The organism is Arthrobacter sp. SX1312, assembly GCF_002929295.1.
Taxonomy (GTDB): Bacteria; Actinomycetota; Actinomycetes; order Actinomycetales; family Micrococcaceae; genus Arthrobacter_D.
The window spans coordinates 652,335-674,166 of sequence record NZ_PJIM01000003.1 but is presented as its reverse complement, the minus strand read 5'-3'; the positions used below and the strand labels follow the sequence as shown (position 1 = coordinate 674,166).

Annotated in this window: 23 protein-coding genes; 11 read left to right on the top strand and 12 right to left on the bottom strand. The window is 70.5% G+C overall.

The genetic code is table 11. The features are described 5' to 3' along the window. Nucleotides 1–87: 87 nt before the first annotated feature. A complete protein-coding gene (locus CXQ92_RS16280) occupies nt 88–591 on the bottom strand; it encodes a metallophosphoesterase (protein WP_104168770.1) in 504 nt (167 codons plus the stop codon). 107 nt (nt 592–698) lie between these two features. On the opposite strand from CXQ92_RS16280, the gene CXQ92_RS16275 reads away from it, so the two are divergent. The 5 genes from CXQ92_RS16275 (at nt 699) to CXQ92_RS16255 (ending at nt 3,120) form a co-directional block, all read left to right on the top strand. Continuing rightward, nucleotides 699–890: a hypothetical protein gene (locus CXQ92_RS16275; protein WP_104168769.1), complete on the top strand. Its 192-nt coding sequence runs from the start codon at nt 699–701 to the stop codon at nt 888–890. A 182-nt stretch (nt 891–1,072) separates the two neighbouring features. After that, nucleotides 1,073–1,309, top strand: coding sequence for a hypothetical protein (locus CXQ92_RS16270; protein WP_104168768.1), 237 nt, complete (start codon nt 1,073–1,075; stop codon nt 1,307–1,309). A gap of 166 nt (nt 1,310–1,475) precedes the next feature. Further along, complete coding sequence (locus tag CXQ92_RS16265; protein WP_104168767.1) at nt 1,476–2,381, top strand: SDR family NAD(P)-dependent oxidoreductase; 906 nt, start codon at nt 1,476–1,478, stop codon at nt 2,379–2,381. 109 nt (nt 2,382–2,490) lie between these two features. Continuing rightward, complete coding sequence (locus CXQ92_RS16260) at nt 2,491–2,763, top strand: hypothetical protein (protein WP_146067490.1); 273 nt, start codon at nt 2,491–2,493, stop codon at nt 2,761–2,763. Nucleotides 2,764–2,910: 147 nt separating this feature from the next. Further along, complete coding sequence (locus tag CXQ92_RS16255) at nt 2,911–3,120, top strand: hypothetical protein (protein WP_104168765.1); 210 nt, start codon at nt 2,911–2,913, stop codon at nt 3,118–3,120. 169 nt (nt 3,121–3,289) lie between these two features. Here the strand turns inward: CXQ92_RS16255 and CXQ92_RS18280 are convergent, their stop codons facing one another. Further along, complete coding sequence (locus tag CXQ92_RS18280) at nt 3,290–3,439, bottom strand: hypothetical protein (RefSeq protein WP_181033708.1); 150 nt, start codon at nt 3,437–3,439, stop codon at nt 3,290–3,292. A 124-nt stretch (nt 3,440–3,563) separates the two neighbouring features. On the opposite strand from CXQ92_RS18280, the gene CXQ92_RS16250 reads away from it, so the two are divergent. After that, on the top strand, nt 3,564–4,076 hold the full coding sequence (locus tag CXQ92_RS16250; protein ID WP_104168764.1) for a hypothetical protein: 513 nt from the start codon (nt 3,564–3,566) through the stop codon (nt 4,074–4,076). 54 nt (nt 4,077–4,130) lie between these two features. On the opposite strand, the gene CXQ92_RS16245 is transcribed toward CXQ92_RS16250, so the two are convergent. The 4 genes from CXQ92_RS16245 to CXQ92_RS16230 all read right to left on the bottom strand — a co-directional run bounded on the left by CXQ92_RS16245 (nt 4,131) and on the right by CXQ92_RS16230 (nt 7,803). Next, nucleotides 4,131–5,222: an alkene reductase gene (locus tag CXQ92_RS16245; RefSeq protein ID WP_104168763.1), complete on the bottom strand. Its 1,092-nt coding sequence runs from the start codon at nt 5,220–5,222 to the stop codon at nt 4,131–4,133. 140 nt (nt 5,223–5,362) lie between these two features. Further along, nucleotides 5,363–5,815 carry a hypothetical protein gene (locus CXQ92_RS16240; RefSeq protein WP_104168849.1) on the bottom strand — a complete coding sequence of 151 codons (453 nt, stop codon included), beginning with the start codon at nt 5,813–5,815 and terminating at the stop codon, nt 5,363–5,365. 117 nt (nt 5,816–5,932) lie between these two features. Then, on the bottom strand, nt 5,933–6,778 hold the full coding sequence (locus tag CXQ92_RS16235; RefSeq protein ID WP_104168848.1) for an NAD(P)-dependent oxidoreductase: 846 nt from the start codon (nt 6,776–6,778) through the stop codon (nt 5,933–5,935). Nucleotides 6,779–6,798: 20 nt separating this feature from the next. Beyond that, entirely contained in the window at nt 6,799–7,803 is a 1,005-nt protein-coding gene (locus tag CXQ92_RS16230; RefSeq protein WP_104168762.1) for an aldo/keto reductase family protein, read from the bottom strand. A gap of 146 nt (nt 7,804–7,949) precedes the next feature. On the opposite strand from CXQ92_RS16230, the gene CXQ92_RS16225 reads away from it, so the two are divergent. Continuing rightward, the gene (locus tag CXQ92_RS16225; protein ID WP_104168761.1) at nt 7,950–9,023 is read left to right on the top strand and encodes a peptidoglycan bridge formation glycyltransferase FemA/FemB family protein; all 1,074 of its coding nucleotides are present in this window, start codon (nt 7,950–7,952) and stop codon (nt 9,021–9,023) included. 46 nt (nt 9,024–9,069) lie between these two features. Beyond that, on the top strand, nt 9,070–10,758 hold the full coding sequence (locus CXQ92_RS16220; protein WP_258070002.1) for a threonine/serine exporter ThrE family protein: 1,689 nt from the start codon (nt 9,070–9,072) through the stop codon (nt 10,756–10,758). A 51-nt stretch (nt 10,759–10,809) separates the two neighbouring features. Here the strand turns inward: CXQ92_RS16220 and CXQ92_RS16215 are convergent, their stop codons facing one another. Beyond that, the gene (locus CXQ92_RS16215) at nt 10,810–11,625 is read right to left on the bottom strand and encodes a uracil-DNA glycosylase (protein WP_104168760.1); all 816 of its coding nucleotides are present in this window, start codon (nt 11,623–11,625) and stop codon (nt 10,810–10,812) included. A 109-nt stretch (nt 11,626–11,734) separates the two neighbouring features. Here CXQ92_RS16215 and CXQ92_RS16210 point away from each other — a divergent pair, with 109 nt between their 5' ends. The 3 genes from CXQ92_RS16210 (at nt 11,735) to groL (ending at nt 14,847) form a co-directional block, all read left to right on the top strand. Continuing rightward, nucleotides 11,735–12,040 carry a DUF3263 domain-containing protein gene (locus tag CXQ92_RS16210; RefSeq protein WP_104168759.1) on the top strand — a complete coding sequence of 102 codons (306 nt, stop codon included), beginning with the start codon at nt 11,735–11,737 and terminating at the stop codon, nt 12,038–12,040. 42 nt (nt 12,041–12,082) lie between these two features. Continuing rightward, entirely contained in the window at nt 12,083–12,694 is a 612-nt protein-coding gene (locus CXQ92_RS16205) for a LytR C-terminal domain-containing protein (RefSeq protein WP_104168758.1), read from the top strand. Between the two features lie 518 nt (nt 12,695–13,212). After that, entirely contained in the window at nt 13,213–14,847 is a 1,635-nt protein-coding gene (gene groL, locus CXQ92_RS16200; RefSeq protein ID WP_104168757.1) for a chaperonin GroEL, read from the top strand. Nucleotides 14,848–14,945: 98 nt separating this feature from the next. Here groL and CXQ92_RS16195 read toward each other — a convergent pair whose 3' ends face one another. From CXQ92_RS16195 to CXQ92_RS16175, 5 genes are all read right to left on the bottom strand, one after another. After that, nucleotides 14,946–15,236, bottom strand: coding sequence for a WXG100 family type VII secretion target (locus CXQ92_RS16195; RefSeq protein WP_104168756.1), 291 nt, complete (start codon nt 15,234–15,236; stop codon nt 14,946–14,948). A 61-nt stretch (nt 15,237–15,297) separates the two neighbouring features. Beyond that, nucleotides 15,298–16,899, bottom strand: coding sequence for a cell wall metabolism sensor histidine kinase WalK (locus CXQ92_RS16190; protein ID WP_306738642.1), 1,602 nt, complete (start codon nt 16,897–16,899; stop codon nt 15,298–15,300). A 10-nt stretch (nt 16,900–16,909) separates the two neighbouring features. Continuing rightward, on the bottom strand, nt 16,910–17,620 hold the full coding sequence (locus tag CXQ92_RS16185) for a response regulator transcription factor (protein WP_104168755.1): 711 nt from the start codon (nt 17,618–17,620) through the stop codon (nt 16,910–16,912). A gap of 59 nt (nt 17,621–17,679) precedes the next feature. After that, a complete protein-coding gene (locus tag CXQ92_RS16180) occupies nt 17,680–19,335 on the bottom strand; it encodes a DNA repair helicase XPB (protein ID WP_104168754.1) in 1,656 nt (551 codons plus the stop codon). Continuing rightward, on the bottom strand, nt 19,328–21,745 hold the full coding sequence (locus CXQ92_RS16175) for a helicase-associated domain-containing protein (protein ID WP_104168753.1): 2,418 nt from the start codon (nt 21,743–21,745) through the stop codon (nt 19,328–19,330). The genes CXQ92_RS16180 and CXQ92_RS16175 overlap by 8 nt, the downstream gene beginning before the upstream one ends. Nucleotides 21,746–21,832: the final 87 nt, after the last annotated feature.

The window sequence follows — 21,832 nt, the reverse complement described above, 5'->3', positions numbered from 1 at the left end:
TCCGGCGCTCCCAGGGTGGTCGATGGCACCAGTCGGGGCCCTCCACGGACTGCCGGGTGATCGAACGGCTCCCGGATCGCGCCCGGATCAGCGCGGCGGCAGGCTGCGCAGGTCGACATCCAGGTGGCCCGCATCGATGGTCGCGGTCATGAAGGTGCAGTGCGGCTGGCGGCGGCGGTCCGTGGGGGAGCCGGGGTTGAGCAGGCGCAGGCCGGTGGCGGTGTGCGTGTCCCACGGGATATGGCTGTGCCCGAACACCAGGACGTGGATGTCGGGGTAGAGCGCGGCCATGCGGGCCTCCCGTCCCTGCTTCTGGCCTGTCTCGTGCACGACGGCGAGGCGGACGCCGTCGAGCTCGGCACGGGCGACCAGCGGAAGGCGCGCCCGGAGGTCCGCGCCGTCGTTGTTCCCGTAGCAGGCAATGAGGCGGCGGGCCCGGGCCTGGAGCTCGTCCAGGAGCGGCGCCTCGGTCCAGTCCCCGGCGTGGACGACGACGTCGGACGCCTCGATCGCGTCCCACACCTCGCCGGGCAGCTGTCGGGCACGCTTCGGCAGGTGGGTGTCGGCGAGGATCGTCAGGTGGAGGGGCATCCAGCCATTTTGCGGTGTGTTCCGGGGCTCGTGACAAGTGGGAGGCGTTGTGCCATGATCCCCTAAGCACGCTTACTAATCGGTGTCCGACCCATCAGGAGGCAGCAATGAAGATCGACAAGGCGCAGATCATCGATCTGTTGAAGAGCCAGGGCAAGAACGACGACGCCGAGCAGGCACAGTCCCAGCTCCCCGACCAGGTGGATCCGGAGCAGCATTCCGACCTCCTGGCGAAGTTCGGCATCAACCCGAAGGCCCTGCTGGGCAAGATCCCCGGACTGGGCGGCTTCGGAGGTTAGGAACGCCCGGCGGGCCATCAACGATCGAAGGAGTGAGCAGTGGATACGAGTCAAGTGGTGTGGATCGTCGTCGGGATCATCGTCGTCCTGGCCGTCGTCGCCCTCGTGGCGATCCTCGCCCGCAAGCGCGGAGCAGCCCGACGCCAGCATCAGAGGAACAGGATCGGCACCGCGCCGCCGAGATGCGCGAGGAGGCGAAGGCCACCGAGCTCGAAGCCCGCGAGCGCGAAGCGAAGGCCTCGATGGCCGAGGCCGAAGCCCAGCGGGCCGAGGTCGAGGCCGAGAGGCTCCGCCAGCAGGCCCAGGAGCGCCAGATCGACGCGCAGGGCCTGCGTGAGAAGGTGACGCATCACCATCAGGAAGCCGACACCATCGACCCCGACCTCCCGCAGGACGGGGATCCGCGCACAGGGCGCTGACCGGCAATGCCCACCAGGAAGGGAGCCCACCATCGGACGGGCTCCCTTCCTGTGTCTGCTGCTTCTCGGTAGCGGCACAGGAAGTGCGTGACAAGACTGTCGCTGCCCCGAAGACTCGGAGGAGGCGCCGCGCCGATGTGCGGGGCGGACGAGCGGGAGGCACAGGATGAGGAAAGCGGTGACCGTGGTGATCACGGGGGCTTCGAGCGGTATCGGCCGGGCGACGGCGTGCCTGTTCGCGGAGGACGGCGCCCAGCTGGTCCTCGCCGGGCGGGACGGCGACACCCTGGAGGCCGTCGCCCGGGAGTGCCGGGACAGGGGAGCGGCCGCCCTCGCCGTACCCACCGATGTCTCCTCGGAGGTCGATGTCCAGCGGCTCGCTGAGGCTGCCGTCGACCGCTTCGGGGGCATCGACGTGTGGGTGGGCAATGCCTCGCTGTACAGCTTCGGCACGTTCGAGCAGACACCCTCCGAGGTGTTCGACCGGATCATCGGCGTCAACCTGCTGGGCCAGGTGTACGGCGCGCGGGCGGCACTGGGCGTGTTCCGCCGCCAGGGCCGAGGCGTCCTGGTGTCCGTCGCGTCGGTCTACTCCCGGGTCACCTCACCGCTCGTCGGCCCGTACGTCACCAGCAAGTTCGGGCTTCTCGGCTTCCTCGAGGTGCTCCGGATGGAACTGCGGCGGGAGCCGGGCATCCACGTCTGCGCCGTCCTGCCGGCGACCATCGACACCCCGATCCACCAGCACGCGGCGAACTACACCGGACGGCCCGTCCGCCCGCTGCCGCCGGTCACCGACCCGGTGCGCGTCGCGCGCGCGATCGTCCGGGTCTCGCGGAAGCCCCGACGGCTGACGCAGGTGGGACGCGTGCAGTCGACGGCGGTCCTGGCGCGGGTTCTGGCGCCCGCCGGCTACGAAGCACTGATGGCGGCCGCCTACCCCGCGATGGCACTGAAGAAGGGATCCATCCCCTCCTCGGCGGGCAATCTCTTCGAGGCGGACCGGGCCACGACGGGAGTCACGGGCGGCTGGCGGATCATGCCCTGGCTCCGCCGCACGCCCCGGCGCTGAGCCTGCTCCGTGATGCGGACCATAGACCATGGACCACGGGCCCGCCAGTGTGAGGAACACGATAGCGGCCGCTGGTGCCACTCCCCGCCCACCACCCCATAGTGGAGCTATGGATCAATGGCAGGGCCTCCTCATGCAGTGTGCCCGGAGTATGGGTTTCGATCGTGGGCACCGGCGTGCGGCCTACGCGCTCGCCGGCGTGGGCGTCTTCTGGGCCGTCGGGCTGTTCGGCGGTCTGCGGATCCTGCACAGCGCGTCGTCGCCGATGACCACCCTCGTGCTGCTGTACGTGATGCTGGCCGTTGTGGCACTCTCGCTCGTCATCGCCGCGGCCGCTGTCGCGGAGCTCGGTCACCAGGCGGCGCAGCGGCGCCGACGCTGAGCAATCGACCCGGGAGGCTGTGCCTCTTCGATCTGCGGGAAGCGCGTCGGCCGACCGGCCCGGCGGAGGGCGCAACGGACCCGACCGTCGATGGCGGGGATGAGAAAACGCTCGGCAGGCGCAGGTGGCGGGAGGTAGCGTGAGGTCATGCTCACCGTTCCCGAGAACTTCCCGCCCGCCTACATCACCTTCCTCGAAGGCCAGGACGAAGGTTTCGCCGAGACCGTGCTGATGGTGATGAAGCAGTCCGTCGCCGAAGGCAAGTACGGCATCCTCGTCAGCGATCAGGCCGTGGACCGGCAGGCCGAACTGTCGCAGGAGGTCCCCTTCGGCGAGGTCGTCGAGGGCGTCCGTTGACGCCGGTCCGCTACCTCTGTCGACTCCGCTGACGCCGGTGCGCCGACGCTGTCCGGGCCGAGCGGATCCGGACACGCAGGGGTGCACGTCCACGAAGCGGGCGCTCGCACACGTGCGGTATGCGCCCGGAGGTCGTGAGTGGCCACTCACCGTAGGGATGCGGATCGGATCAGGTGCCGTCGCTGTCCTTGTCCTCGGAATCCGCGCCCTCGGCAGGGTCTTCCGCGTGTACCCGGATGTCCGCGGGGTCGGCGGCGGTGTCACCCTCGGCCGGGGCCTCGCTGTGGATACGGTCGTCGTCGCCTGGAGTCTCTGACATGCGCTCATCCTCTCGGTTCGGGGGAACGGAAAATCCCGTGGCGTCAGTCTACGGATCCGGGGCCGGCAGGGTCCCGATGAGGTTCCGCGTGACGCGCGGTCATCAGCATGCTTACGATCAGGGCATGGAAGCACTGGACGCCGCCCAGCCGTCCGTCCATAGCCGGCGGGCGATCGCGGGATCCGCCGCCGTGGGCCTCCTGGTGGTCGGGTTCGGGGCGGGCGTCCACGCCCTGTCAGGGGGCCCGCTCCCGAGCCTGCCGATCCTGGGTGTCCTCGCGGCCCTCGCCGTCCTGGCGGCGACCGTCGCCGGCCGGGCGCGGATGCCCGCGTGGGGGGTCCTGCTGCTGCTCGGCGCCGGGCAGCAGGTGCTCCACTGGCTCCTCGGCGGGCTGGCGGACGGGGCGGTGGCGTCCGCTCCCGGACCGGCGGTCCACCATGACGGCGACGTGCCCGTCGGGTCGGCGGCCGGGCAGGGCCACTCCCCGGAGGTCATGGTCATGCTCCACACCCACCTGGCCGTGGCCCTCCTTCTCGGGTGGGCGGCCCTCCGCTGGTCGGAGCTCCGCGCGTGGCTGGATCGTCGCCTGCGACCCGAGGGCCGGCCACGACACGCGAAAGGCGCCCCCGTCGTGTGACGGGGGCGCCCAACGGGTGCGCTGGTGCAGGCGCCGGCCGGTGCCCCCCGTGGTCTAGTTGGCGTCCGCCGAACCGTCGTAGAACGGGTAGTCCGTGTATCCCTCGGCACCCGTCGAGTAGAACGTGGCCGGATTCGGCTGGTTCTCCGGCAGGTTCTCCCGCCAGCGGCGGGCGAGGTCGGGGTTCGCGATGGCGGGACGGCCGACGACGACGGCGTCACCCACCCCGTCCTCGAGGATGGCGATGGCTTCGTCGCGATTGGTGATCACACCGAACCCGCTGTTGATCAGGACCGGTCCGCCGAAGCGCGCGCGCAGGTCCTGGACCAGATCCCCCGTGGGGTCGGCGTGGAGGACGCTCAGGTAGGCGAGCTTCAGCGGGGCGAGGGCGTCGACCAGCGTGCCGTACGTCGCGTGGACGTCGGCAGCCTCCGTCTCGAGCGCGTCCTGGATGTTGTGCGCCGGGGAGATGCGCAGGCCGACCTTCTCCGCACCGACCTCGGCCACGACGGCCGTGACGAGCTCGATCAGGAACTGTGCCCGCTTCTCCGGCGAGCCACCGTAGGCATCCTCGCGCTGGTTCGACTCGGGGGAGAGGAACTCGTGCAGCAGGTAGCCGTTGGCACCGTGCAGCTCGACGCCGTCGAACCCGGCGACGTCGATGGCCTTCCGCGAGGCGGTGACGAACTCCTCGATGATGCCCGGGAGTTCCCCGGTGGTGAGGGCGTGCGGCACCGGGTAGGGCTGCTTGCCGGTGCTGGTGCGCGTGACGCCGTCGATCGCGACGGCACTGGGAGCCACGACCTCGTACCCGCCGTTCGTGTCGGGATGGGTCACCCGGCCTGCGTGCATGACCTGCGCGACGATGCGCCCGCCGTCCGCGTGGACCGCGTCGGTGACGCGCTTCCAGCCTGCGAGCTGCTCGTCCTCGACCAGGCCGGGCTGGCCCGGGAAGCCCTGGCCGGCGTGGCTGGGGTACGTGCCTTCGCTGACGATCAGGCCGAGGGAGGCACGCTGCCGGTAGTGCTCGACGACGAGGTCGCCCGGGATGCCGGCGTCACCGGAGCGGACCCGGGTGAGTGGCGCCATCACCACGCGGTTGGGGAGTTCGAGCGTGCCGAGCGTGAGTGGGGAGAACAGTTTCACGAGGTCCTACTTTCCGGTCGATGTCTAGTGGCGGCAACCGGCGCGCCTCGGAGCGTATTCCGGATGTGTGCTGCCTCACGGGAACGGCGAAGCCCCGAGGGCGGACCCCCGGGGCTTCGTGCTGCATCGCGCGGTGAGCGCTATTCGATGCCCTGCTCGTCGATCGCGCTCAGCGGCGACCCGCCGCGGTTGGCGGGATCGTCGCTCGCGTCGACCTCGTCGTCCTCCATCATGCCGAAGTCGACGTCGGCCGCGGCCTCGCCCAGCATCGGCTCCTCCGGCGGGTACTGCTCGTCGCCGTGCTCGTACCGGGCCTCGGCCGTCTCCGTCCGGAGGGTCTGGTCGCTGAGGACGCCTTCCTCGCCGACCACGGCGACGCCGTTCTCGTCGGCGACGGTCCCGGCCACCCCGGGCTCGTCCTGCAGGAGGGGATCCTCCTGCCAGCGGTCCGGGTTGTCTTCCGCTGCGCCGTCGTAGCTGTCCGGCCGGCCCTCGAGGACCGGGTCGAAGGCCTCCGGAGCGAGCGCGTCGTTCGGCACGTCGGGCTCTTCGCCCACGATGGTCAGTTCCTCATCGGGAAGGTTCTCGGTCATCTTGTCTGCCTTTCGTCGGTGCTGCGCGTCGTCGATCATCAGCCTACTGATGAACCGCTCCGGGCGACAGCTCGCGCCGCCGCCCGGACCGTCGCGGACCTGGCCGGATGGAGTGCGCTAGACGTGGTCACGCCAGCTGTGCCGGGGCTCGTACCCCAGCACCCTGCGGGCCCTGTCGATGGAGAGGAGTGTCTCGTGCTCGCCCACCTCGCGCGTCAGCGCGACGCCCGGGAACACCTCGGCCGCCAGGTCCGCGCTGGCGCGGCTCATGACGGTGTCGGCGGCCGCGATGATGAAGCGGTCGAAGCCCGGCGCCGCGTTCTCGAGGGCCTTCGCCACCGCCTGGGCGCCGTCGCGCCCGTCGATGTACCCCCACAGGTTCCACTTCCGGGCGGTCGCGTCCGCGTCGAAGGACGGGAACTCGGCGTAGTCCTCCGGGTCCATGACGTTCGAGAAGCGCAGCGCCGTGATGCTCAGCTGCGGATCCCAGCGCGTCAGCTCGATCGCCAGCTGCTCCTCGAGGTGCTTGACGAGGGAGTAGGTGCTCTCGGGCCGCGCCGGGTATTCCTCGTCCACCGGGATGTACGGGGGCGGGGTGTCGAACGGGAGTCCGAGGACGGTCTCGCTGGACGCGTACACGACCCGCTTGATGCCGGCCCGCCGGCAGGCCTGGAAGACGTTGTAGGTGGCGGCCATGTTGTTGTGGAACGTCGCGGCGTCCGCCTGGAGGCCCGGAGCCGGGATGGCTCCGAGATGCACGACGGCGTCGAGGCCGGAGTGGCGGTCGTCCACGCCGAGGAGCGCGTCGACGACCTGCCCGTAGTCCCTCAGGTCGATACGGAGGAACGTCGGGGTGCGCTCGCCGTACTGGTCGAGCTCGAGGACGGTGTGCCCGGCCTCGCGCAGGCCGCGGACGACGCTCCGCCCCAGCTTCCCGTTGGAGCCCGTGACCGCGACGTTCAGCGGGCTGGTCGCAGCCGCCATCAGACCGGTCGCGTCTCGGGGGAGACGGTCTTGGCGACGTCCGTCTCGGCCAGGTCGCCGATCGCATCGTCGATCGCCCTCAGGACGTCGTCCTCGAGCTTCACGCCGGCAGCGGCGGCGTTCGACTCCACCTGCTCGGGCCGGGAGGCGCCGATGATCGCCGAGGCGACGTTCCTGTTCTGCAGCACCCAGGCGATGGCCAGCTGGGCCATGGTCAGGCCCACGCCGTCGGCGATCGGTGCGAGTTTCTGCACGCCCGTGAGCACCTCGTCGCTCATCCAGCGCTTGATCATGTCGGCGCCGCCCTTGTCGTCCGAGGCGCGCGTACCCTGCTCGGGCTGAGCACCCGGCGTGTACTTGCCGGTCAGCACGCCCTGCGCGACGGGTGACCAGACGATCTGCGACAGCCCGAGCTCCTCCGAGGTGGGGACGACGTCGCCCTCGATGACACGCCACAGCATCGAGTACTGGGGCTGGTTGGAGATGAGCTGGAAGCCGAGGTCCTTCGCGAGGGCGTGGCCGTCACGGATCTGCTGGGCCGTCCACTCACTGACGCCGATGTACAGGGCCTTGCCCTGGCGCACGATGTCCGCGAACGCCTGCATCGTCTCCTCGAGGGGCGTCTCGTGGTCGTACCGGTGTGCCTGGTAGAGGTCCACGTAGTCGGTCTGCAGGCGCTGCAGCGATCCGTCGATCGATTCCATGATGTGCTTGCGGGACAGCCCGACGTCGTTGTGTCCCTTGGGGCCGGTAGGGCCCCAGACCTTCGTGAAGATCTCGAGCGACTGGCGCCGCTCGCCCTTGAGTGCTTCGCCGAGGACCGTCTCCGCCGCGGTGTTCGCGTACACGTCCGCGGTGTCGAAGGTGGTGATGCCGACGTCGAGCGCTGCGCGCACGCACCGGGTGGCGACGTCGTTCTCCACCTGCGATCCGTGGGTGAGCCAGTTGCCGTAGGTGATTTCCGAGATCTTGAAGCCGCTGTTGCCGAGGTATCTGAAGTCCATATCGCCGATGCTAACCACCCGGACCCTGCGAGTACAGGAAGTCCGGTTCCTCAGGCAACCGATGCGTCACGCGACGCGGAGGGGTGATGCGCAGCCGCTAGACTTGAGCCCGTCCTTCGGTTGCCACCACCAGTGAATGAGGAATCTTGGCCGACTTCAGCGCTCGTTTCGCCACCGGAACGGAGCAGCGGGACTGGGACTCCCTCGTGATGACGAACCCGGGCGGGGGCAACATCCTCTCCTCCTTCGCGTTCGCGGAGGTGAAGTCCCACCACGGCTGGCGGCCGCGATTCGTGGTCCTCGAAGGCCCCGGATACACCACGCACAATCTCGTCCTGGAGAAGAAGGTCCCCGTCATCGGGGCGCTGTGGTACCTGATCAAGGGCCCCGCGGTCACCGACGCCGCCCACGTGCCCGCTGCGGCGCGCGCCGTCGCCGACCTCGCCCGCAGGGAGGGGCACAACGTCTTCGCGATCAAGGTGGAACCGGACCTCGTGGACGGTCCGGAGGTGCGGGAGGCCCTGCAGTCGGCGGGGCTCGTCAAGACCTTCAACCTGCAGCCCAACGACAGCACGGCGCTGCTGGACACCACCCCGGACGCGAACCAGCTGCTGCGGAACCTCCACTCACGCGGTCGCAACGCGATCCGCAGGGCCATCCGGGAGGGCGTCGAGGTCCGGCGCATGGAGCCGACGCAGGAGACCTTCGAGGCCATGTACTCGCTCATGGCGCACATCGAGGATCGCTCGACCGCCCGGATGCGCTCGTTCGAGTACTACAGCCGCTTCTGGCAGAACTTCGTCGACGCAGGGCAGGGCCGCTTCTACTTCGTGTACGAGGACGGGCAGCCCTCGGTCGGTGCCTTCGTGGTCAACTACGGCACCAAGGGCACCTACAAGGACGGCGGGTCCCGACCGGGGAGGACCCAGTACGGGGACTCGCATCTCGTGCAGTGGCGGGCCATCACCGACCTCAAGGACGAGTTCGGGATCGTCGAGTACGACTTCTGCGGCACCCCGCCGGGCGACCGGTTGAAGGACAAGGACCACCCGTTCCACGGCCTCGGGCTGTTCAAGACGAGTTTCACCAAGACGGTGACGGATTTCGCCGGTTGTTACGACCTCGTGGTCAGCGGCTGGAAATATCGTGTGTGGAACACGATCGCGGAGCGTGTGGCGCGCCAGATCCACTGGCGACGCACGCATCAGCCGTTCTACTGAGCAAGGGCCCGCAAAGGGCGCTGTGATCGACGCATGAAAGGCCGCTGTGACAGACGGTTCGACCCCGGCGGACGGGCTCCTGCCCCCTGATCCGTCGCCCGTGGCGGAGGCGCTCCCGGTGATCCGGCGCCCGTTCGACCCGTCCGACGACGAGAAGCGTCAGCTGGCGGCGGGCAAGGGAGGTGCCGCCAGGAAGGGCGCCAGGGCCGGGGCGCCACCGAAGCGCCCGGCGTCGGAACCGAGGGTCCCCCGGTCGTCCCGCCAGCGGCAGCCCGCCGCGAGCCCCACGGACGCGCTTCCGACGACACCGCGGAGCGTGCCGTCGTCGAGCCGGTCCAACGCGGCGGCGCGGAACGTGCTCCGCCGCCTCGTGCAGGGCGAAGCTCCGCCCACCCAGGCGATGAGCATCGTGGAGCGGCTCGCCGGCAGCCCCTACGCGAACCCGATGATCCAGGTCGGGGGCCCCGACGCCGGGGCCCGCAAGGCCCTCGATTTCGCCCTGAACCTCGCCGAGACCATGTTCCGGTACGGCGCGGGCGCCCTGGAGGTGGAGACGAGCATCATCGCCGTCACCGCTGCGTTCGGCCTCGACCACATCGAGGTGGACATCACCAACCAGTCCGTGATCATCAACTACTCCGCGAAGGACCAGACGCCGACGACGGTGCTGCGGGTGGTCCGTTCGTGGACGAACAACTACGCAGGCCTCACGGCCATCCATCGGCTCGTCTCGGACATCGCCGACGGCGGGGTCTCCCGGACCGAGGCCGCCCAGCGACTCGACGAGATCACCCACCGGCCCAAACCCTTCCCCCGCTGGATGGTGACCGCCGCCTTCGGCATCTTCTCCGCCGCCATCGTGGCCTTCGTCGGCGGGACCCTGCTCGGCTCGCTGGTCGGCTTCATCAGTTGCATCCTCGTCGACCTCGTCAGCCGCAAGCTGGGGGAGTGGCGCGTCCCGGAGTTCTTCTCCGTCGCCACCTCTGCCGCGCTGGTCACCCTGATCGCGATGCTGTTCTGGTGGCTCGAGGTGCCCATCACGCCGGCGCTGGTGGTGGTGGGCGGCATCCTGCTGCTCCTGCCGACGGGTCGGCTCGTCTCGGCCACACAGGACGCCATCAACGGCTTCCCGGTCACGGCCGCGGGCAGGTACCTCTCCGCGATCCTCGTCTTCGCGGCGCTCGTGGCCGGAATCGCCGTCGCGCTCGTGGCCGGATCAGCGATCGGGATCCCCGAACTCGAGGTGTTCGAATCGTCCGGCAGCCAGTACCCGTGGCCGCTGGTCGCGGTGCTCGTCCTCATCGCCGTGGCCATGATCTGCATCGCCGAGCAGACCGACGTGAAGCTCGTGCTCCCCACGTCGCTCGTCGCCGTCGCCGGGTATCTCCTGATGATCAGTGCCGTCGCGGCGGGCGTCGGGTACCGGTTGGCGCCGGCCCTCGCCGCCGTCCTGATCGGTGGACTCTCGCGCGTCGTCGCCCTCCGCCTGGGTGCCCCCCAGCTCGTGGTCGCGGTTCCCGCGGTGCTGTTCCTCTACCCCGGGCTGTCCATCTTCCGCTCGATGTACATGCTCACCATCGAGTCGGAGATCGTCTCCGACGGCGCGCTCGGCCTCTTCAACGCCCTGACGGTCGTACTGGCGATCGCGGCGGGCGTGGTCCTCGGCGACAACCTGGCGCGACCGTTCACGCGGAAGCTCAGCTCCGACGAGCGGCAGCGGAACCGGCGGCGATAGCCGCACACCTCGGGATGCCGCGCGGCGACGCCGTCGCCCCGCGGGACCGCGTCAGGCGGTCCGGCCCGCCGTGTGCGTCCAGTCGATGGGGTCGGCGCCCTGCCGGGTCAGGAGTTCGTTGGCGCGGGTGAAGGGCCGGGAGCCGAAGAACCCGCGGGAGGCAGAGAGCGGGCTGGGGTGCACCGACTCGACCGTCGGCGTCGGGCCGAGCAGCGGCTTGAGGCGGAGTGCGTCCTTGCCCCAGAGGATGGCCACGAGCGGCCCGCCCCGCGCCACGAGGGCGCGGATGGCGGCGTCGGTCACCTCCTCCCACCCCAACCCCCGGTGCGACGCCGCCTCGCCGGCGCGGACCGTCAGCACACGGTTGAGCAGGAGGACACCCTGCTCGGCCCAGCCGGACAGATCGCCCGATGCGGGCGGCTGCGCGCCCACGTCGGAGGCGAGCTCACGGTAGATGTTCGCCAGGCTGCGGGGGATCGGCCGGGTCCGCGGATCGACGGCGAAGCTGAGCCCGACGGCGTGCCCGACCGTGGGGTACGGGTCCTGCCCCACGAGAACTACCCGGACGCCGTCCAGCGGCGTGGTGAAGGCCCGGAGGATCCGGGTGGCATCGGGCAGGACCCGGCGTCCGCCGTCGAGGTCCTCCGCCAGGGACACCGCGAGGCGGTGGAGGACGGGCTCCACCGGCTTGAGCGCGGCCGCCCAGTCGGCGGGAACGAGGTCCTCGATCCGGGCCGGGGCGGCGAAGGGGAAGACCGAGGGGTTCGGGGCCGGGTGCCCGTCGGTCCGGGGTTCCGCGGTATCGGTCCCGCGGCCGCCCGCAGGCGTGTCCGGCAGGTCGAACAGGGTGGGTTCGGCGGAGGTCATGACCCCATTCTCGCCCGGGCAGCCGGATCATATCGTCCGAATGACAGTGTTGTCATTCCCGATTATCATGGGATGACAGTTATGACCGCTGACGGAAGGCACAGGGGAGATGGCCGAGCCACAGCGGCATTCGGATGACGCGACGTCCGGGACGGACGACCGGCTGGCCCTGGGCGACCGCGAGCAGCGGATGCTCGCCCTCGAACGCGAATGGTGGAAGTACTCCGGCGCCAAGGAGCAGGCCATCCGGGATCTCTTCGGCCTGTCCGCCACGCACTACTACCAGGCGCTCAACGCCCTCATCGACACCGAAGCGGCCCTCGCCCACGATCCGATGCTCGTCAAGAGGCTGAGGCGCCTCCGGTCCACCCGGCAGAAGGCACGCTCGGCCCGCCGGCTCGGCGCGGACATCTAGCACGTCCCGCCATTCTCGACGAGCGAAGGACCACCCCCATCCATGACTGATCACCCACGGGACGAGTTCGACCGCGTCCCGGCATCGTCCGCGCGCCAGGGAGTCCACCGCGAGCGGCTCATCACGGCACGGTCCAACGGCCTCGCTCTCAAGATCGCCGCGGGGGTCTTGGCGCTCCTGGTCGGCCTGGGGTCGTTCTTCCTTCTGCCCCGCCTCGGCTTCACGGGAGCGGCCGACGCCGGCGTGACGCCGACGTCGAGCCCCGGAGCCTCCGCGACGTCGGAACCCTCGGGCACCGCATCTGCCGGAGCCACGAGCGGGCCGGGCGGGACCGCGACCGACGGCGCGTCCGCGGACGCCTCCGAGGGCGCGGACGCCGCGGACCGGGCCCAGACCGTCAACGTCCTCAACGGCACGGGGACGCCGGGCCTGGCGGCCGTGGCGGCCGGTCGGCTTGCTTCGGCCGGATGGGCGTCCGCCCTCCCCGGGAACTGGGCCGGTGTCCCCGTGGACGCTTCCGTGGTCTTCTACAACGGCGAGGAGCAGCGTACCGACGCGGAAGCCGTGGCCGCGGACCTCGACATCGCGAATCTCGTCGAGAGCGTCGGTATCTCGCCGGCCATCTCGGTGGTCCTCGGCCCCGAGTTCCAGTAGCCGGCGGACCCTGCAGGGCGTCCGGGGCAGCGTCCGCCGGGCAGCGGCGGAGGCCGGCCCGCCGACGACACCGTCGGGTCGGGGCACAGCGGCCGGGGCCGTTCGGCGCCCGACCTGCCGGCGCGTCGGTCCCTCCTGCGCGGCGGACTCCTCATGGTCCGGACCGCCTGCTGACGACGACACTGTGCCTCCCCGGACACGTGGTCCGCTCGACCTGTGCCCTTGCGGATGTCCGCACCACGGCATCAGGACATCACCGGCCGGACGCTGTGACGACCCCCACCGGGTGGCCCAGGCGGGTTGCACTCATAGGGTGGGAGTGCTAATTATTGAGTTAGCACTCGCGCGCGCAGACTGCTAAGACTGTGCGTGGCGCGTGAAGCAGGCAAACCTCTGTGGTGGGGGTGGAGCAGGAACGTGAAAGAGATCGTTCCGGCTTCATCCGGCCGTCGCGGGCACCACACGCAGGCAAGCATTCACATGCTGAAATGCAACCGTCCCGAAAGGACCTAAGCCGTATGGCCAAGATCATTTCTTTTGATGAAGAGGCCCGCCGCGGCCTCGAGCGGGGCCTCAACATCCTCGCTGACGCCGTCAAGGTGACCCTCGGCCCTCGTGGCCGCAACGTCGTGCTCGAGAAGAAGTGGGGTGCCCCCACCATCACGAACGACGGCGTGTCCATCGCCAAGGAGATCGAACTCGACGACCCGTTCGAGAAGATCGGCGCCGAGCTCGTCAAGGAGGTCGCCAAGAAGACGGACGACGTCGCAGGCGACGGAACCACCACCGCCACCGTGCTCGCCCAGGCCCTGGTCAAGGAAGGCCTGCGCAACGTCGCAGCCGGCGCCGACCCCCTGAGCCTCAAGCGCGGCATCGAGAAGGCCGTCCAGGCCGTCACCGAGGAACTGCTCGCCTCCGCCAAGGAGATCGAGACCAAGGAGGAGATCGCTGCCACGGCCTCCATCTCCGCCGGTGACGACGAGATCGGCGCCCTCATCGCCGAAGCCCTGGACAAGGTGGGCAAGGAAGGCGTCATCACGGTCGAGGAGTCCAACACCTTCGGGTTGGAGCTCGAACTCACCGAGGGCATGCGCTTCGACAAGGGCTACATCTCGGGCTACTTCGTCACCGACGCAGAGCGCCAGGAGACGGTCCTCGAGGACCCCTACGTCCTGATCGTGAACTCGAAGATCAGCAACGTGAAGGATCTCGTCGCAGTCCTCGAGAAGGTCATGCAGTCGGGCAAGCCCCTGCTCATCATCGCCGAGGACATCGAAGGCGAAGCCCTTGCGACCCTCGTGGTCAACAAGATCCGCGGCACTTTCAAGTCCGTCGCCGTCAAGGCTCCGGGCTTCGGTGACCGTCGCAAGGCGCAGCTCGCCGACATCGCCATCCTCACCGGTGGCCAGGTCATCGCCGAGGAGGTCGGCCTCAAGCTCGAGACCGCTACCCTCGACCTGCTCGGTACCGCCCGCAAGGTCGTCGTGACCAAGGACGAGACCACCATCGTGGAGGGTGCCGGCGACGCCGACGCCATCGCCGGACGCGTGGCCCAGATCCGCGCCGAGATCGACAACTCCGACTCCGACTACGACCGCGAGAAGCTGCAGGAACGCCTGGCCAAGCTGGCCGGCGGCGTTGCAGTCATCAAGGCCGGCGCCGCAACGGAGGTCGAGCTCAAGGAGCGCAAGCACCGCATCGAGGACGCCGTCCGCAACGCGAAGGCTGCCGTCGAGGAAGGCATCGTCGCCGGTGGTGGCGTGGCCCTCATCCAGGCCGGCGCCAAGGCGTTCGCCAACCTCAAGCTCACGGGCGACGAGGCGACGGGCGCGAACATCGTCCGCGTCGCCATCGACGCACCGCTCAAGCAGATCGCCTTCAACGCCGGCCTCGAGCCCGGCGTCGTCGTCGACAAGGTCCGGGGCCTGCCTGCAGGCCACGGCCTGAACGCTGCCACCGGCGTGTACGAGGACCTCCTCGCCGCCGGGGTGAACGATCCCGTGAAGGTCACCCGCTCGGCCCTGCAGAACGCAGCGTCGATCGCGGGCCTGTTCCTCACCACCGAGGCCGTCGTGGCCGACAAGCCGGAGAAGGCAGCTCCTGCCGGCGGCGGCGACGACATGGGCGGCATGGGCGGCATGGGCGGCTTCTAGCCCCACCGCCTGCGCGGCTCCCGCGCACAGCACGCACGGAGGGCGGCACTCCCGGACAGGGGGTGCCGCCCTTCGCATGCGCCCCGGCAGTGCCCGGCTCAGCTCATGAACATCCGCGCGTTGCTCTGCTCGGCATCGGCGTACTGCTGGGTGGCGACGTTCAGGGCTGCATTGATGCCGGTCAGCGACTCCTCGACCTGCTGCTGCGTGGCCCGCCACTGCAGGATGAGTTGCTGGAAATTGGTGGCCGCCTGCCCCGTCCAGAGCCCCTCCAGTTCGCGGAGCCCGGCCTGCATGGAGTTCACCTCCGCCTGCAGCCTCCCGATGGTGCCCTGTACCTGGCTGCTCTTGGCCGCCAGGCTGTCGGTGTCCACGTTGAAGAATGCCATTCCGTCCTCCTGTGCTCGCGCTTCCTTGACGCGCTCGACGCTAGGGCACGCACCGGGACGATCAGCGGGCGTCGCGGCGTTTGTGGACAACGGGCTTCGTCGGCGGGGCCTGGGGCGGGGTGAGGCCGTCCGGGACGGCCGGGTGCTGGTCTGAGCCCGGGTCCCGGGGCGTGTCCGTCACCGCCTCACCGGTCGCGGCGTCCTGCTCCGGCGCTCCCTCATCGGTGAGGTCCCCGTCGAGGGGGACGTGCGGAAGCCGGATCGACAGGGTAGCGCCCCCGCCGGGGGTCTCCTCGAGCCTGACCGTGCCGTCGTGCTGGGCCACCAGCGCGGCGACGATCGCGAGGCCGAGGCCCGTGCCCCCGGTCTCGCGGTGCCGGGAGGTGTCCGCGCGGTAGAAGCGCTCGAAGACCTTGGCGGCGTCGTCCTCCGAGATGCCGGGACCGTGGTCGCGCACCTCGAGGACGGAATCGCTGTGGCCGTGCAGGACGGGAGCGACGCCGACCGCGATCTCGATCGGCGAACCGGCGGGCGTGTACCGCAGCGCATTGGTCATGAGGTTCGCGACCACCTGGCGGAGCCGGGCCTCGTCCCCGCGGGTGGGGGCGGACCGGGGGCTGCCGCCGTCGAGCCCGATGACGGTGATGGTGCGATCCGGGGCGGTAGCCCGCGCGTCGAAGGCGGCGTCATGTCCGAGTACCGTGAGGTCCACGGGCTTCACGTCGGGCCGGCGCTGCTCGTCGATCCGCGCGAGCGTCAGCAGGTCCTCGACCAGCTGGCCCATGCGGATCGCCTCGCTCTCGATCCGGCCCATCGCGGCCGCGACGTCCTCGTCCTTCTGCAGGGCGCCGTGCCGGTACAACTCCGAGTAGCCGCGGATGGTGACGAGCGGTGTCCTCAACTCGTGGGACGCGTCGGCGACGAACCGCCGCATCTTGGTCTCCGACGCGGTGCGGGCGGCGAAGGCCCGCTCGATGTGCGCGAGCATCGCGTTGAGGGACCGGGAGAGCCGCCCGATCTCCGACGCGGGGCGTTCGACGGCGACGCGGCGGGAGAGGTCGCCGGTGGCGATCGCCGCCGCCGTCCGCTCCACCCGGGCGAGTGGTGCGAACTGCCGCGTCACCGTCACGAAGGCGATGAGCGAGGCGAGGGCCGTCGTGACGAGGCCGGAGGTGAAGATGATCTCCTTCGCCTCCTGCACCGACTCGTTCACCGTGTTCAGGCGGGAGGCGATCGCGAGGTACCCGTCGGTGTTCGCGAACCTGAAGATCCGCACGCGCCACCCCTGGCTGTCGGCGTCGGTGCTGGGCACGTCGAAGCCGGCGCCGTCGAGGTCGATGATGCGTTCCTGCGTCATGCCCCCGAGGTCCGGTACGTCGAGGGCGTCGTCGGACTGGTTGGCCACCACCACGCCGCCGTCGCTGTCCAGCAGCGCGGCGTAGTACCTCAGCACGGCGCCGTCTGCCTGGGGCTCGGTGGAGTAGATGTCGTTCGCGACGGTCCTGGCGTTGTTCCACAGGTCCTGGTCGACGCGGTCCACCAGGCCGTCCCGCAGGAGGGAGACGGTGGCGAGGCCCGTGATGCCCACCGTGACGATCATCAGGAGCATGATGATCGCCACGAGCTGCGAGCGGAGCGACGCCGCGTTCCAACGCTTGACCAAGTCGCCGGTGCTACCGCTTGTCAGCGGTGCGCAGCAGATAGCCCACGCCCCGCTTGGTCTGGATCAGGGCGACGGCGTCGGGGTTCCTGTCGATCTTGCGCCGCAGGTAGGAGATGTAGGACTCGACGATCGACGCGTCGCCGTTGAAGTCGTACTCCCAGACGTGGTCGAGGATCTGGGCCTTGGACAGGACGCGGTTCGGGTTCATCATGAGGTACCGCAGGAGCTTGAACTCGGTGGGGGAGAGCTCGATGGTCTCCCCGTTGCGCCGGACCTCGTGGGCGTCGTCGTCGAGTTCCAGGTCGGCGACGCGGATCACGGCGTCGTCGTCCTCGAGCGGGTGCGTGCGGCGCAGGACGGCGCGGATGCGCGCGACGACCTCGTCGAGGCTGAACGGCTTCGTCACGTAGTCGTCCCCGCCGACCGTAAGGCCCGTGACCTTGTCGTCGGTGTCGTCCCGGGCCGTCAGGAAGACCACGGGGAAGTGGCGTCCCGCGGCGCGGAGCCGCCGCGTGACGGTGAAGCCGTCCATGTCGGGGAGCATGACGTCGAGCACGGCGAGATCGGGATTGTGCGTCTCGGCGGCGGCAAGGGCTTCCCGGCCGTTCGCGGCGGCGACGACGTCGAAACCGGCGAAACGCAACGACGTCGAGAGGAGTTCACGGATGTTGGGTTCGTCGTCGACGACCAGGAGTTTCGCTTCGGGGACCGTTTTTTTCACCCTCCCAGTATCCGCATTCCGCCTGTGAGTTGGCTGGACTGCTCCTGTACGCCTGCTGGTCAGTCCCTGGGTCCCTTGTCCCCGATGGCCGCCGCGTCGAGGATACGGTACGCATAGCCCTGTTCGGCCAGGAAGCGCTGGCGCTTCGCCGCGAAGTCCTGATCGAGGGTGTCACGGGCCACGACGGTGTAGAACCGGGCCGCCCGCCCGTCCGCCTTCGGGCGCAGCAGCCGTCCGAGGCGCTGGGCCTCCTCCTGGCGTGACCCGAACGAGCCGGACACCTGGACCGCGACGGACGCCTCCGGGAGGTCGATGGAGAAGTTCGCCACCTTCGACACCACGAGCACGGTGATCTCCCCGGCCCGGAAGGCGTCGAAGAGCCGCTGCCGCTCCTTCACGGGGGTCTCGCCCTTGATCACGGGGGCGTCGAGGCGCGCCGCGAGGTCGTCGAGCTGGTCGATGTACTGGCCGATGACGAGCAGCTGCTCACCCCGGTGCGCCGCGACGAGCTTCTCCACCACGTCGGACTTGGTGTCCGACGTCGCGCACAGGCGGTACTTGTCGCCGTCGTCGGCCATCGCGTAGGCGACCCGCTCGTCCCGCGGCAGGTCGACGCGCACCTCCACGCAGTCCGCGGGGGCGATGTACCCCTGCGCCTCGATGTCCTTCCAGGGCGCGTCGTAGCGCTTCGGCCCGATGAGCGAGAAGACCTCGCCCTCGCGGCCGTCCTCCCGGACGAGCGTCGCGGTGAGGCCGAGCCGCCGGCGGGCCTGCAGGTCCGCGGTCATCTTGAAGATCGGCGCCGGGAGGAGGTGCACCTCGTCGTACACGATCAGGCCCCAGTCGTTGGCGTCGAGCAGCTCGAGGTGCGGGTACAGGCCGCCGCGCTTCATCGTGAGGACCTGGTACGTCGCGATCGTCACCGGGCGGACCTGCTTCACCGCCCCGGAGTACTCCCCGATCTCGTCCTCCGTCAGGGATGTCCGCTTGAGCAGCTCGTCCTTCCACTGCCGCGCGGACACCGTGTTGGTGACGAGGATCAGTGTGGTGGTCTGGCTCGTGGCCATGGCGGCGGCGCCCACGAGGGTCTTCCCCGCGCCGCACGGCAGGACGACGACACCCGAGCCGCCCGACCAGAAGTTCTCGACCGCGAGCTTCTGGTACGGGCGCAGCGTCCAGCCGTCCTCGTCGAGCACGATCGGGTGCGGTGTCCCGTCCACATAGCCCGCGAAGTCCTCCGCCGGCCACCCGAGCTTCAGCAGCAGCTGCTTCAGCTGCCCGCGCTGGGAGGAGTGCACGACGACGGTCTCGCCGTCGATCCTGGGCCCGAGGAGGGGCTGGATCTTCTTCGCGTGCAGGACCTCCTCGAGGACGGGATAGTCCGTGGTGCGCAGCACGAGGCCGTGCTGCGGGTCCTTCTCGAGCCGGAGGCGCCCGTAGCGGGACATCGTGTCCTCGATGTCGATCAGGAGGGCATGCGGCACCGGGAAGCGGGAGTACGTCAGGAGGGTGTCGAGGACGTGCTCGGCGTCGAGTCCGGCGGCGCGGGCGTTCCACAGCCCGAGGGGCGTGAGCCGGTAGCTGTGCACGTGCTCGGGCGCACGCTCGAGTTCGGCGAACGCGGCGATCGCGTGGCGCGCCTCGGTGGCCTGCTCGTGGTCCACCTCGAGCAGGATGGTCTTGTCGCTCTGGACGATCAGCGGCCCGTCAACCATCGGCGGCGCTCCCTTCGAGGATCTCCACGTCCATGACGCGGTGTACGGACACGACTTTCTCCACCTGGTTCTCGGGATCGAACACCCGCAGGCGGCCTCCCGACACCGAGAGGGGAACAAGGACCTGGCGCACGTGATTCCCCTCGCTGTCCGCGGTGCCGAGGCGGATCCTGCTGCGTGAGCGGATGGCCGCGCGGAGCGTCTCCAGCCCGAGCAGCGTCTCGCTGTCGGCGGCCCCCGCCGGATCGGCGGTGGCGGGGCCCGGGGTGCGGAGGGCGGCCAGCTGCGCCGTGATCTCCTCCTCGGCGACGGACCACGGGTTGAGCCGCGACCGGAGCTGGTCCGGCGCCCTGCCGGGTGAGGACGGTTCGACCGGCCCGGCGGGCGTGGGTCCGACGGCGGTCACGGGGTCCGACGCCGGGGCGAAACCGAGGTCGCGCAGGAGACCGGTCAGCTCCTGGGCGGAGGCGGGGGACACCAGCACGGTCGGTGCGATCTGCACGATGCCGAGCACCGCGGCGCGCGGGTCCGCCAGGACTGCGGCGGCGACGGCGTCGTCCTCCGTGCGCAGGTAGCTGCCGGCCCGGCCCACCCGGAGACCGCCGTACCGGGACGCGGTGTCCTCGACGAGATACGTCAGGGCCTGCGGGATCTCCGTGGCTGAGTGCGTGCGGAGGAAGTCGAGGATGGAGGGGGCGTCCTCCCCGGCGTCGAGCGCGGTACGGAGGGAGTCGGCGGAGAAACGGTAGGTCGTGGCCGGTCCCTGACCCTCGGGGGTGGACATGCGCAGGAGGCCGCGCGCGACCGCGGGCTGCAGGTACCCGGGGGCGACGGCGGTGAGATCGGCCTGCAGCACCACATGGGAGACAGGAGCCGGCAGGGCGTCCCGCACACCGAGGGCGGCGTCCCCGAAGCGGCCCTCGGCGACGAGCCTGCCGGGCCCGGAGAGCGCGCCGCCGCCCGTCAGCCCGAGCGCGGCAGCCTCCGTCAGCATGCCGGGGACGAGCCGGGAGAAGCGCCGGTGCAGGCGCGGCTGGTGCCAGGTGGCGAGCCCGACGACGGCCTGCTCGGTCAGGACGCGGACGGTGCCGGCCGCTCCGGACCCGACCGTGCCGGGCGCGTCCGCGGGGGTGTCCGACAGTTCGAGGGCGACGGACAGGAGCCGCCGGCGCACCATCGGGGCGTCGGGCCGGGACGCCTCCGCGGCGAGGGCGTTGACGGACGTGCCGTCCGGCAGCTTCGATCCGACGAGCGCCGGGGCGCGGTCCACGGCGAGCCATCCCTCGACGAGCAGCTGCCACTGGGCGTCCCGGTCCAGCGTCTCCCAGGCATCGGGCTGGGCGGTCTTCCAGCGGGAGTCGTCCGGATCGAGGACGAGGAGTCCGACGGCGGCCGCGAGTTCGAGCAGCCAGGCGGCCTCGCCGTCGCTGCAGTGCACTGCCTCGCGGACGCGCCGGAGCTCGCGCACGCCCACGCCGCCGGAGCGGAGGGTGGATACGGGGGAGCCGGCGACGACCGCGAGCAGGGATCCCACCTGTCGCAGGGTTTCCGCGATCGCGCCGAATGCCGCGTTGTCACGCAGCGTCGCCCGGGTGGTCCGCGCATCGGTGGACGGCGGGTCCCGATCGAGGGACGCGAAGACGGCGTGGCCGCGGACGGCCCTGCCGACGCCGCGGGGGAGCTCGACGTGGAGGGCGTCCAGCGGTGCCAGCAGGCAGCGGTCCAGGAGCCACTGCACGGCCGGCGGGGCACCGCCGGCACCTCCGGTCGCCGTCGAACCGACCGGGGTGTCACGGAGGCGGGCGAGCAGGGCCTCCACGCCTTCGGGGGCACCGGCCATGAGCCGGTCCCAGGCCTCCGGGTCCGCAGTCACCCCATCCAGCACCCGCGCGGCGGCGGCCGACGTTCCCGCCTCGTGCCCGGAGTCCGGGGCGAGGACCGCGGCGGCGCGGACGAGCGCGGGACCGAACCGCGGGATGGAGCGGGCGAGGGTCCGGAAGGAGCGGCCGAGGCCCGCCGGGTAGGGCGCCACGGCGTCGGCCATCGCTCCGACGGGCAGGAAGCCCTCCGCCGCGGACCCGACGACGAGGGCGCGCCGGGCGAGGTCGTCGAGGAACGCCTCGACGGCGTCGGTGCTTCCCTGCGACAGGGCGGCGGCGAGACGGGCGGACGGCACCGCGGCGCCGTCGTCCTCGGTGAGGACCACGAGGGCCTCGAGGACCTGGAGCTGGGGCCGCGTGATGTTGTCCAGTGCCCGCTGCAGGCTCGTGCGCGAGGACGCCCGGGCGGCGAGCGCGGCGAAGTCCGGCACCGGGGGAAGGATGAGGTCGGGCCGGACGGTGAGGAGGCGGCGCAGGTCGTCATCGCTCCGGAGGGCCAGCTGCTCGGCCAGTGCTCGGATTGCGGACATCACCCCAAGATTACCCGGCGCCGCTGACACGGCGCGTGGTCAGGTGCGCGCCTTGCGACGCCCGTCGTACGGCGTGCAGCGCTCGGA